Source organism: cf. Phormidesmis sp. LEGE 11477, assembly GCF_015207105.1.
In the GTDB taxonomy this organism is placed as follows: Bacteria; Cyanobacteriota; Cyanobacteriia; order Phormidesmidales; family Phormidesmidaceae; genus Phormidesmis.
Window position 1 is genome coordinate 72,979 of the sequence record NZ_JADEXO010000012.1, and the last position, 11,564, is coordinate 84,542.

The 11,564-nt window shown below is 49.5% G+C and carries 13 protein-coding genes and 1 tRNA gene; 8 read left to right on the plus strand and 6 right to left on the minus strand.

The genetic code is table 11. The features are described from left to right. Window positions 1-483: 483 nt before the first annotated feature. The 6 genes from IQ256_RS06180 (at window position 484) to IQ256_RS06205 (ending at window position 5,917) form a co-directional block, all read left to right on the plus strand. Entirely contained in the window at window positions 484-2,142 is a 1,659-nt protein-coding gene (locus tag IQ256_RS06180; protein ID WP_193854673.1) for an ABC transporter substrate-binding protein, read from the plus strand. Window positions 2,143-2,148: 6 nt separating this feature from the next. After that, entirely contained in the window at window positions 2,149-3,153 is a 1,005-nt protein-coding gene (locus IQ256_RS06185) for an ABC transporter permease (RefSeq protein WP_193854674.1), read from the plus strand. Between the two features lie 105 nt (window positions 3,154-3,258). Further along, window positions 3,259-4,167: an ABC transporter permease gene (locus tag IQ256_RS06190; RefSeq protein ID WP_193854675.1), complete on the plus strand. Its 909-nt coding sequence runs from the start codon at window positions 3,259-3,261 to the stop codon at window positions 4,165-4,167. Between the two features lie 116 nt (window positions 4,168-4,283). Next, a complete protein-coding gene (locus IQ256_RS06195) occupies window positions 4,284-4,943 on the plus strand; it encodes a MotA/TolQ/ExbB proton channel family protein (protein ID WP_193854676.1) in 660 nt (219 codons plus the stop codon). Continuing rightward, window positions 4,927-5,367 carry a biopolymer transporter ExbD gene (locus tag IQ256_RS06200; protein ID WP_193854677.1) on the plus strand — a complete coding sequence of 147 codons (441 nt, stop codon included), beginning with the start codon at window positions 4,927-4,929 and terminating at the stop codon, window positions 5,365-5,367. The genes IQ256_RS06195 and IQ256_RS06200 overlap by 17 nt, the downstream gene beginning before the upstream one ends. 301 nt (window positions 5,368-5,668) lie before the next feature. After that, complete coding sequence (locus IQ256_RS06205) at window positions 5,669-5,917, plus strand: hypothetical protein (protein WP_193854678.1); 249 nt, start codon at window positions 5,669-5,671, stop codon at window positions 5,915-5,917. A gap of 133 nt (window positions 5,918-6,050) precedes the next feature. On the opposite strand, the gene IQ256_RS06210 is transcribed toward IQ256_RS06205, so the two are convergent. Further along, the gene (locus IQ256_RS06210; RefSeq protein ID WP_193854679.1) at window positions 6,051-6,707 is read right to left on the minus strand and encodes a TVP38/TMEM64 family protein; all 657 of its coding nucleotides are present in this window, start codon (window positions 6,705-6,707) and stop codon (window positions 6,051-6,053) included. Window positions 6,708-6,911: 204 nt separating this feature from the next. Between IQ256_RS06210 and IQ256_RS06215 the strand changes: the two genes are divergently transcribed. Together IQ256_RS06215 and IQ256_RS06220 are read left to right on the plus strand one after the other, a co-directional pair. Then, complete coding sequence (locus IQ256_RS06215; protein WP_193854680.1) at window positions 6,912-7,493, plus strand: hypothetical protein; 582 nt, start codon at window positions 6,912-6,914, stop codon at window positions 7,491-7,493. 96 nt (window positions 7,494-7,589) lie between these two features. After that, window positions 7,590-7,661, plus strand: a tRNA-Gly gene (locus IQ256_RS06220). Between the two features lie 27 nt (window positions 7,662-7,688). On the opposite strand, the gene IQ256_RS06225 is transcribed toward IQ256_RS06220, so the two are convergent. The 5 genes from IQ256_RS06225 to IQ256_RS06245 form a co-directional block, all read right to left on the minus strand. Beyond that, window positions 7,689-8,258, minus strand: coding sequence for a siderophore biosynthesis protein (locus IQ256_RS06225; protein ID WP_193854681.1), 570 nt, complete (start codon window positions 8,256-8,258; stop codon window positions 7,689-7,691). A gap of 16 nt (window positions 8,259-8,274) precedes the next feature. Continuing rightward, complete coding sequence (locus IQ256_RS06230; RefSeq protein ID WP_193854682.1) at window positions 8,275-8,769, minus strand: hypothetical protein; 495 nt, start codon at window positions 8,767-8,769, stop codon at window positions 8,275-8,277. A 44-nt stretch (window positions 8,770-8,813) separates the two neighbouring features. After that, window positions 8,814-9,059, minus strand: a complete 246-nt coding sequence (locus IQ256_RS06235) for an MbtH family NRPS accessory protein (protein ID WP_193854683.1) — start codon at window positions 9,057-9,059, stop codon at window positions 8,814-8,816. A 72-nt stretch (window positions 9,060-9,131) separates the two neighbouring features. Next, window positions 9,132-10,589, minus strand: a complete 1,458-nt coding sequence (locus IQ256_RS06240; protein WP_193854684.1) for an aspartate aminotransferase family protein — start codon at window positions 10,587-10,589, stop codon at window positions 9,132-9,134. Window positions 10,590-10,621: 32 nt separating this feature from the next. Further along, on the minus strand, window positions 10,622-11,564 hold a 943-nt coding region (locus IQ256_RS06245; protein WP_228024621.1), incomplete at its 5' end, for a class I SAM-dependent methyltransferase.

Consider the following 11,564-nt stretch of genomic DNA (forward strand, 5'->3'; position numbering starts at 1 on the left):
TGATGTGGCCAAACTCACCATAGAAGTAACAATACAGCATAAGAACAAACAGACTGTAGCCGGGCGAACGAAAGTAAAAGAACTCACTTGCTGCAAAGATAGACATACAAGAGACACACAAATAGATACACAAATGAATGTCCAAGGAATTGATCCCCATTCTTCGGCTGATCTGTCCTTTCTTTAGCGGCCTTTCCCCTCACTAAATATCTTTGTCAGCCATAGATTCTGTTCGATGTATCACTCTGTTGCGTCTCTATGTATGTCTTTGGAAATAGTCTTAAAGTAGTTGTTTTGCAGGCTCACACATGGTTTGTACCCGCTGGCATATAGACGTGACTTTTTGACAAATTGTTCAAATGTATCGATTTACGCATTTTATCTGGAAAGTTTCACGTAGGTTCCTATAATCCTCTCTAATTAGCTCGTCGTTCATCCGGCGGTGGTAGACCCTTTAAAAAGGATCAGGAGTTCAGAAGAATTATGCGCCCACACATTTTTTTCAGACAGCGATTGCGACGAGTGCTTTTGGCGGTGATGGCGCTGACACTGGCGGTTGTTCTGGCTAACTGTGGTGGCGCATCTGAAGAATCAACAACGGCTGAAGGCGGCGTAGAGGCACCGGCAGGAGCGCTGGTATTTGGCTCGGTGGGTCAACCGGTTAACCTCACACCGGGCGATATCACTGACGGCAACTCAATCTACGTGCAGCAACAAATCTATAACTACTTGATTGGCAATGAGCCAGGCAGCACAGATCTGGCCCCGGAGCTAGCAACCGAATGGAGCGCGTCTGAGGATGGCAGAACCTGGACGTTTAACCTACGCGAAGGTGTCACCTTTCACGATGGCACGGACTTTAACGCAGAAGCTGTCGTGTTTAATGTCAATCGCTGGTGGGACCCAGAGTTTGAGTTTGGCTATCGCGATTCAGGCAGTCTGTACGAGATTTGGACTGACCTATTTGGCGGATTCAAAGGCGATGAGGCTTCAACGCTAGTCGATGTGCGAGCTGTTGACGATCTCACCGTCGAGTTTGAGATTGCCGAGCCGTTTGCCGCTTTTCCCGCCGCGATTTCATCGGGCTATTTTGGCATTGCTAGCCCAACGGCGGTGCAGGCGGGCGCTGACTATGGTACGCCTTCTGGCGCGGCGGTGGGCACGGGGCCGTTTGTGTTTGATTCTTGGATCAGCGGCGATCGCGTCACCCTGACGAAATTTGAAGACTACTGGGAAGAAGGGATGCCCATGGTCGAGCAGCTTGTCTTCAGCTTTATTGAAGATCCAGCCGCTAGGCTGGCTCAACTGCGAGCCGGGACATTAGATTTCACCGTAGATCTCACGCCCGACCAGCTGACTGAAATTGAGTCAGATCCGAATCTAGAGGCGGTCTATCGGCCTTCTTTCAACGTGGGCTATCTAGCGCTAAATCCCAGCTATGAGCCCTTGGCGACCAAAGAAGTCCGGCAGGCGATCGCCCAAGCAATCAATAAGTCCGCTATCGTCGATGCCTTTTGGGGCGAACTGGGTGAAACCGACGGTCACTTTGTTCCCCCTTCACTAGAAGACTATAGAGATAGCGGCATCGACGACTACGAGTACAGCGTGGAGGAAGCACAAAGTGCGATCGCCGCTGCGGGCTATCCTGACGGCTTCGATCTAGATATGTGGTATATGCCGGTTAGCCGCCCATATTTTCCTAACCCCAAACCCATTGCCGAAGCTTTTGCCGCTGAGCTTAGCCAGATTGGTATCAACGTCAACTTGCAAACCAAGGATTGGGGTGCCTATCTAGCCGATCGCAACGTAGCCCCTGGATTTCAATCTTTCATGCTGGGCTGGACAGGCGACTATGGCGATCCAGATAACTTTCTCTATGCTCACTTCGGCCCTGGTGCCACCCAAGATTTAGGTGACTATCAAAACCCTGAGCTGTTTGAATTGTTAGAGCAGGCACGCACCAACAGCGACCCAGATGAAAGACAGGCGCTGTACCAGCAGGCAGACGCGCTGATCTTTGATGAAGCACTCAGAATTCCGATTGTGCATTCTCAGCCGCTGCTAGCTAAGCGGGCTGGGGTTGAGGGTTGGGAGCCTAGCCCCTTTAGTTCTGAGCCATTTGTAGCCGTTGAGAAAGGGTAGATTGTTATGGGCAGATACATTCTCAGGCGATTGCTTCAGCTAGTACCAGTCTTACTTGGCATTTCACTGCTCGTGTTTATCTTCTTGCACTTGATTCCAGGTGATCCGGCTGTGACTATGCTGGGCGATCGCGCCACACCCGATGCCGTTGAAAAACTGCGAGAGCGAATGGGGCTCAATGAGCCGCTGCCGCTGCAGTATCTGTCGTTTTTGGGTAATTTACTGACTTTTGATCTGGGCAGCAGCATCTTTACGGGTGTGCCTATTGCTGAGGAAATTCGCCTGCGCTGGCCTGCGACCTTTGAGCTATCTGTTGTTGCTATGCTAATTGCTTTAGTGATCGGTATCCCAGCAGGTGTGCTTGCGGCTGTTAAAAAGAACAGTTGGATTGATAACCTGACGATGACGGGTTCTTTGCTGGGGGTCTCGATGCCGGTTTACTGGCTAGGCTTGCTGCTCATTTACCTATTTGCAGTTAATTTGCAGTGGTTACCGCCTAGTGGCCGTACCGATATCGGCACCGTTTTTGAACCAGTTACCGGATTTTTCATCTTTGATTCTATTGTTCGAGGTGATTTCAGCGCGCTGGGTGATGTGCTAGCCCATCTAGTGCTGCCAGCGATCACCCTCAGTACGATTCCTTTGGCGATTATTGCCCGCATCACTCGCAGTGCCATGCTAGAGGTGCTATCGCAAGACTACATTCGCACGGCCAGGTCAAAAGGGTTAAAGGAACTGGTCGTAATTAGCAAACATGCCCTAAAAAATGCCATGCTGCCAGTTGTTACCATTGTTGGATTAGAGTTTGGCACTCTGTTAGGGGGCGCTATCTTAACAGAAACAATTTTCTCTTGGCCCGGAATTGGTAGCTGGATCTATGGCGGCATTTTGCAAAGAGATTATCCGGTAGTACAGGGCGGCGTGGTCTTTGTTGCGTTTGTATTTGTGTTGATTAATCTGCTAGTCGACCTCTCCTATGCGCTGCTAGATCCGCGTATTCAGTACAAGTAAGTTCAATATTAGGCGTTCAATACCAGGTGTTCAACATAAGTAAGAGAAGCCGACCATATTCTCTCTTGTGCTGTTTTCGATATTCTCATTCTCTTTTGTGTTCCTATGGCGATCGCATCTCCCCCTAAGCCTCCTAAAACGACTCCCCCAACTCAACGTCGGCCCAAACTTCTAAGGAATCGCGCGGTTCAAAGATTTTTTGAATCGACCTCTGGCCTAATTGGCTTGGGAACTACGGTATTTCTGGTGTTAGCGGCGCTCCTAGCACCTGTTCTTAATCCTTACGATGCGGCTTCTGCTAGGGACTACGCCGCTAGGCTGCAGGGGCCAAGTATGGCTCACTGGTTTGGGGCTGATGGCTTAGGCCGAGATATCTTAACCCTGGTGTGGTACGGGCTTAGGACTTCGCTGGTGATTGGCCTGGTCTCGGTTTTAATTGGTTTGCTCATTGGTGTAGGACTGGGGCTAGCGGCTGGCTACTTTCGCGGTTGGGTAGAGACCGTAATCGGCTGGATGACGGATGTAATGCTGGCATTTCCGTCAATTTTGCTGGCGATCGCAGTGGTTACGGTCACAGGGCCTAGTGTCGTCAGCGTGATGGTCGCCGTTGGGATTGTCCAAATCCCTAAGTTCATCCGTCTTACTCGCAGCATGGTGCTGTCTTTGCGAGAACAAGAGTTTGTTCAAACCGTTCGTGCCTTCGGGGCTAAAGCGCCGCGAATTGTCTTTTTGCATATCTTACCTGCTAGCTTAGCTCCGCTGGTGGTTCAAGCAACTTTAGCGATTGGCACCGCTACCCTTGAGGCGGCTGGACTCGGCTTTTTGGGCCTAGGCGCACAGCCACCCACACCAGAATTAGGGACTATGCTATCCGATGCCTTCAAAGGGGGATATTCACTTTCTGCCCCCTGGACAATTGTATTTCCAGGATTGTTTATCACTCTGACTGTGCTAGCTTTCAATCTGCTGGGCGATGGTCTAAGAGATGCCCTAGATCCTAAAGGCAGCCGCTAGAGGTGAAGCTGGACGTGGCTTTTTTTAGGGGTGCCTAGCTAGAGAATTATTGATATTTATTCCTGTTTAGTATTAGATAGAGGGGTACAACTACTGCCTTCTCGGCGTCAATCCGTATGTCCATAACCGAAATTTTCTCAGCAGGTGGCGTGGTAATGTGGCCGCTGCTGTTATTTTCGCTAAGTGCGATCACCGTTACTATCGAACGGGGTTTATTTTGGTTCCGTATCAAGAAGCAGGAGCGTGCAGTTGCCAAGGACATTTTGCAAATTTACCGGTCTAATCCGACTGCTGTTTTCGCCAAGCTCAAACAAAATATAAACTTACCTATTTCCCGTATTTTCTTAGAAGCGCTGGAGCTAGAAAACGCCTCACCCAATCAGTTCCGAATAGCGCTAGAGAGTGCCACGCAAGCAGAGCTACCTCTCCTTAAGCGGTTCAACACTGTTTTTGAAACGATCGTCGCAGTAGCGCCACTACTAGGGCTATTAGGCACTATTCTCGGTCTCATTCGCTCCTTTGCTTCATTGAACTTAGGCGGACTAGGGGGGGGCAATACAGAACTGGTCACTGGCGGCATTAGCGAAGCGCTAGTTTCAACGGCGGCAGGCATGATTGTCGCAATCTTCACGCTGTTGTTTGCCAATCTATTTCGCGGCTTTTACAAGCGTCAGGTCGCGTTGCTTCAGGAGTATGGCGGTCAGCTAGAAATCTTATACGAGTGGCATCACCAAGAAATGCATCCAAAGGAGATGACCTATGCGAGTAATCGATAACGAAGCTGACGAGCCATTGACGATAAACATTCTGCCGATGATTGACGTCATTTTTGCAATCTTGGCATTCTTCATAATTTCAACCTTGTTTCTAACGAGGGCAGAAGGTTTCTCGGTGGATTTGCCAGATGCAGAATCCTCGGAGTCGCAGCAGGAAGCTTTTATTACCGTAACCATTGAAGCAAACGGCGATATATCTATTGAGAAAGAACCCGTAGCTTTAGATGATCTGACAGAAACAGTCCAAGAACGAGTCGGCGATAGCTCTGAAGCACTAGTCACGGTACAGGCTGATGAAACCATTGACTATGGTCAGGTGATTGCGGTAATGGACAAGTTGAGAATGGTTGAAGGTGCAAGCTTAGGCATGGCAACGCAGCAACCTGCCCCGGCTGAAACCTCACCAGCCGAAACCTCACAATAAGCGCTAAACGTAATAGCTAAGCGATTGTTAGAGAAACTGTATATTACTACCCTCTTACAGAGAAACCTACAACTTTAGAGAGAGGCTACCACATTGAGGTGCGCCATCATTAGCATGTATCCACCCTAATCTACAGACTGCCTACTTGTAGGGTCTGCCATCGAGGTTGGTTATTAAGGTCTGTCAGTGAGGACGCATCTACGGCGAAAGGAGAATTAAAAGAGAAGCTCGGAGCCTATATAAAATGTTCAAAGTATTCACTATTATAGCTTTAGGTTGTACTGGTATAGCTTTTTTAACTATGCCTATCCTAGCCGCTGAAGAAGAAACCTTGGAAGATGTTGAAAGTAACTATGACTACACAATTAGTGACGATGACGATAGTGTGATTGAACTCGATCCTGTTTATCTTGAAGGCAGAGAAGTCGACATCGAGTTGCTGAGCGCACCAGCACCTAGAACAGATATTGACTTTGTTAATTTAGAATCGGATCGCTACGAAAACAGTAGAGGCTTTGAAATAATCGAATTCTCTATACCGGTCGAATAACCTTTGAGCTAGTCTTCGAGTAGACTTTGTCGATAGAATCTATTGCTAGTAAACTTTACTGCTAGAAAAATCCATTGCTAGCAAAGTCTACTGAGCACTGGACTTTTATTTCGGTATGCTGCTAGCGCGACGTTTATCGCTGCTCGATTTCTACAGGCTGCTCTTTTCGCCTCACCCACCCAGCAATTAGCGACAGCACAAACACGCCAAAAAGAGCAAGAAACAACAGAATCTTTCCGCCTTCTAAAACACTTGCCCCTACTGCCACGATCGGCGGATTAGAAATAGCAATACTCAGTATTAGCGCTGGGAAAAACTTTCGCCAGGGTGCCTTGGCCAATCCTACGCCGTAGGCTACGAAGTCAAAAAAGCCAGTCATTAAGAACGCAGTCATCAAGAAAAAATTCCGTTCTAGATGGCGCTGACTTAGCCGATCAACCCTATCCATGAATTGCTTACCGACTAGCCGACCCACTAGCGATCGCCCATACCGGCGGGATAGCCAAAAGCTGAGCGAACAAGAGAGCAGATCAGAGAGGCAGACGACCACTAACCCCTGCTGAAAACCCAACAGCCCCCCTGCCGCAATCGAATAAGCCGTTCCTGGCAAGGCCGGAATCACGACGCTACTAAATCGCAGGGCGAACAGTCCTATGGGGGCCCAGACACCCATTCGCTCTACTTGAGCCTGTAGCGTGGCCATTCCATATCGGTTGATTAGCACTACAGCTAGAACAACTAGCAGCGCGATCGCCACCCACTGAAAAATTTTTCCCGTCCGTTTGCTCAAGCTCCAATTCCCTACCTGGCTTCAACCTCAAGAACTAGCATAAACATCCAAGCGCTATAGTATACGTTCTCTCTGATAAATCGTAATTTGCGAGCATCGTAATTTGCAATCGCCTTTTCTAGATGAACTGCGATCGCAAGATATAGAATTTCGCGTAAAATAGCTTCATTAAACAATCAGTCCTCAAATTCTTATCTAGCTTTTATGGTTCGTTTTCTCAGCGCCTTCGCCGCCTTACTTTTTATAGCAGGCTGCTCAGCAATCAATGAGCTCGGTTCGACAGAGTCTTCTTCATCTGCACCTAGTGAGAGCACAGAAGTAGAGAATCTAGAAATTGAAGATATAGAAGTCGAAAGCACGGAAGTCGAGGGTACGGATGCTGAAGTCGCCGCAGCTGAAAATGCTGAAGGCGAAGAAGAAGGTATCAACCAAAAGAACGTCAGGCTGGTTGTCAAGGACCAAACAACAGCGGGCCAGATTGTTATCGAAGAGGTAGCGACTGCTAGAGACGGCTGGGTTTCTATCCATCAAAGCAATGAAGACGGTGGCATCGAGCTGCCCGATAGCCTTGGTCAGGCGCGTGTGGATGCTGGAGATAGTGAAGATGTCGTCGTTGACCTATGGGAAGCGCCCTATCCAGAAGAAAAGCTGTGGGTGTTATTGCATATTGACAGCGGCGATCGCGGCATCTACGAATTTCCGGGTGCGGATGTGGCTGTCAAGAAAAACGGCGAAACAATGGCTCGTTCTTTCTACATCAAAGAGGACAGTGAGGAAGGTGAATAGTCATCGCGCTAATCCAAGGAGGTAAAGTCCAAAGATGTAAAGCTTCATGGCGCTAGATAGACAGCACTTCACCAATACGACACAATGTAAACCTGTGCGGGTATAGCTCAGTGGTAGAGCGTTTGCTTCCCAAGCAAAATGTCGCGCGTTCGAATCGCGTTACCCGCTTCCTACTGAAAGACTTCCAAACTGAAGCTAAGAGTGAAAAGGACAACCTTGAGCGACTTGACGCTGAGGGTCGATTAAATCTCGCCGACTCTGGCTAAACTTATCAAGTGTTTCTACGGCGCAGCTTTGATTGAAGCGTAGACTGCCGCTATCGCCGCCGCCAAACTTTTCGCAGACGGCGCGGTGGGCAGTGGCGAGCGAAGAATAGGCTTGAACAAAGGCTTGGTGCTGGGGGCTGAGGCCAGGCGGTAGGGTCTCGAAGGTTGAACGGAGATTTTTCCAAATTTGCATGAGAGCGGCGTGCTCCCAGGACATGAGTCCGCTGAAGTTGGTGGCACTAACCTGCGGGGGAGACATGCTAGGGCGCACAGATTGCTGATATTGTGCGTCACTGAAGCTGCCGGCGAGCTCCATCGATGCGCCAGATGCAAGCATGAATTCTGTGGCCGCAGCGAGTTCTATTTTCGCTTGATGGTGATTGCCGGACGCAAGCTGCGCTTCAAAGCGACGAAGGCTGAGGATGAGCGCTTGGACATTGATGAAAAATGACCAGTGGAAGCCTTGCCAGATGTCTTTTGGGGTGGGGGAATGTGTCATAGGAGAAGAAAAGAAATTAGGTAGGGCTATTGATGTTGAAGGCTCTTTCTAAGAGCGCGGTGTAGCTGAGGAAGCCTTGTTTTTGCTGGTTGATTTGAGCTGGGTTCAGCGTAGGAAGACGATGACACAGTGAGATGAAATGGTGACAGTTGGTGAGGAGTCCTTGGGTGAGACAAAGGGCAATGTCTTCGGCTTCGGTGGTTTGGACATGGCGGACTTTGAAGTAGGTGTCGTATTCTTCTACGGCAGCGGCACTGAGGGCGGTTTTGGTCTTGGTGGTTTTGGTGGGGTAGGTTTTGGCCTGGGGAAGGCTGGCTGTGATTTGCTCAATTTCGGTGAGTGCTTGATGCCGGTTTGGATTGTGCAGGGCTTGGGAGAGCGATCGCAGGCTTGTTGCAATCTGTTGTTTGATCGGTTCATCTAACTCGCACTCTAGAGGAATATCCCAAGGTACAAGGAGATCAAGGGTGTTTGATGAATATTCTGATGCGTTGTTAGGTGTGAGGATCACAGTTTGTTCTTTAAACACGGCCTTGGGATCTATGAGACTTAGTACTATATAAGCTGAGACTCGGATTGTTTAGAGATTTGCTCAGAAGTTTGTGCAGACATAGCTCGCTGCAAGCTCAAAGGCCGCATATCTGCCCAGACTTCAGCGATGTGGTCTAGGCATACTTGTTTATTGCCAGTAGTGCCAGTGGCTAGCCATCCCCACGGGATTTGTTTGTAGGTGGGCCAAATGGAGTAGCGGCCTTCGTCTGAGATGACAACTTGGTATGTGGTTTCTGCTGATTGTGTCATGGTACTTTTGGGATTGAGGGAGTGTAAGTATGAGAGTTGAAATGAGGAAATCTACAGGAGAAATCAAGTCATTTACGATAAGTAGCCGACTGACTTGAGGGTGAGGAGTCCTGTTTCAAACGCTTGGTAGATAGCTTCGATATCTTCGGGCTTGTGGGCGGTGGAGAGAAAGCCGCCTTTGTCGCCGCTGCGAAGATGAATGCCTTGGTTGAGCAGGTGGTAGGAGAGCAGTGTAATAGCGGCGAGTGATATTTGGCTTTGGGTGAGGGCGATCGCAAAAAAGGAGCCGAAGTGAGTGAAACGCACGGGTAAGTCTGAGTCTATGGTGAACTGATTTAATCGTTCGACGAGGACTTTTGTTTTTTGATTGAGCGCGGCTTGCAAAGAGGGGCCTTGTGCTTTGAGGTGTGTTAGGGCAGCGTGGGCGCTGGCTAGGGAGAGGGGATGTTTGCAGAAGGTACCTGCGAAGAAGGTGGTAGGGACTTGGGGGCTAGAATTATCCCCGAACTGCCACTGGCCACCATCGATATGATCCATAAAGCGAGACTTGCCGGCAATGATGGAGAGAGGAAGTCCGCCGCCTGCAATTTTGCTGTAGGCGGCGATATCGGCAGAGATGCCGAAGTATGCCTGTGCGCCGCCGGGTTCGACTCTAAATCCGGTGACCATTTCATCGAAAATGAGGGCGGTGCCTTGTTCTTCTGTCAGCGTTCGGAGCTGGGTGAGAAATTGTTGGGGCTGCAGTTCAGGGCAGCGACTTTGAACCGGTTCTACTAGAACGGCGGCGAGACTTTTCTGATTGGCTTTGATGACCGAGAGAGATTTAGGATTGCCGTATTCTAGAACGATGATGTCGCGGGCGATCGCACTTGGAATGCCCATTGCGGCTGGCACAGCGCGGCCGTTTATCCGCTGTTTTAATAGCCAATTTACAGGCGCGAGCCAAGACTTAGCCTCTGAAACCCGCACTGCTTTTTTGCGAGCATATTCACTCAGCGGCGCTCGCATCAGACCCGCGTCAAAATGGCCGTGATATGAATTTGTAAAAACAGCAATTTTGCTGCGATTAGTCGCGGTACGAGCAATTCGCACTGCGGTCATAACGGCTTCGGTGCCCGTACTGCTGAAAGTGACCCGTTCCATGCCGGTTAGCTCGCAGGCAAGCTGAGCCGTCTCACCCACTAATTCAGACTGGGGGCCAATTTGAATGCCTTTTTTAAGCTGCTGCTCGATCGCTTCACGAATAAAAGCAGGATTGTGCCCGAAGAGATTAGTGCCTAGGCCCATGAGGATGTCGATATACTCGTTGCCGTCGATGTCCCATAGTTTGCTGCCGTGCGATCGCTCAGCGACTACTGGATAGCACGCCTCCTTCGTCTCAGGCGAAAAGTTAAAGCCAATAGAGCTTTTGTCCGCAAGCACTGCTCTATTGGCCGCTGCAAACGCCTTTGACTTAGCGGTGCGCTGGGTATAGCGGTCGATGACCGCTTGCATATGTTGTTGTTGGGTAGGTGCGGAAGTTATTGTCATAGGTCAGTGAGGGGCTAGCAGGGCAAAAGTCGTTAGGACGTTACGGTTTGGGTGGGGGTGCTTTTGCTTTCAGTTGACTCGGGCTGGACTGAAGCGGGTTTCGTACAAATAAAATGGGCGGAATGGTTTTGATCGATAGGTGACTCGCCATCAATGGTTTGGAGAGAGATATTTTGAAACCCTACCTGTTCTAACGCGCCTTTTACGCTGTCGAGACTGTGGCCTTTCACCGGGTAGGTGAGCTGTTGATGCTGCCAACTAGGTTCGAGCTTTGCTAGGTTTTGAATAAGCTTGAGCCGTAGGCCAATAAATCGAGGCTGGCTAAGCAGCTTGTATAGTCCTTGCTTAAATAGAGAGAGTTTGTCTATTAGGCTAGGTGGCTGATTAGACGCTTGAAAAACAGTGACTTGAAAATCTCCTATCGCTAGGTTTTGATCATAGTGAGGAGTTACCATCCAAGCATATCTACCGTTCAATTCACCTTCGGTAGGTTGGCCCCTCCACCATCGCGTAAGCTGTTCGGGATGATTGAGGTCGAAAAGGAAGATACCGCCGTTATTAAGAGAGGTATAAACTCGCTCGAATACCTGGGCGAGATCTTCGAGCGTCATGAGATGGTTGAGAGAGGCGCTAGTAGAGAAAATGCCATCGAAGCTTTGTGAGAAGGAAAAGGTTCGCGCATCTTGGAGACTGTAGGTTGCCTGTGGTGCGTTCTTGTGTGCGTAGCTGAGCATTTCTTCTGAGCCATCTAGTCCTGTGACTTGGTAGCCTTGCTCGACTAGGGGCTGTATGAGCTGTCCGGTGCCACAGCAGAGATCGAGGATTCTTCCTTTGGGCGGGATATGGGGAAGAAACATGTCTTTAAGTAGATTGAGCTGAGGCTTGCTGTAGTCTGGCCCCATTGTTTGGTTGTAGAGCCAGGCCCAGTTGTTGTAGTCGGAGTAGCGGGGAGACATGGGGGATAGGGGATAGAGG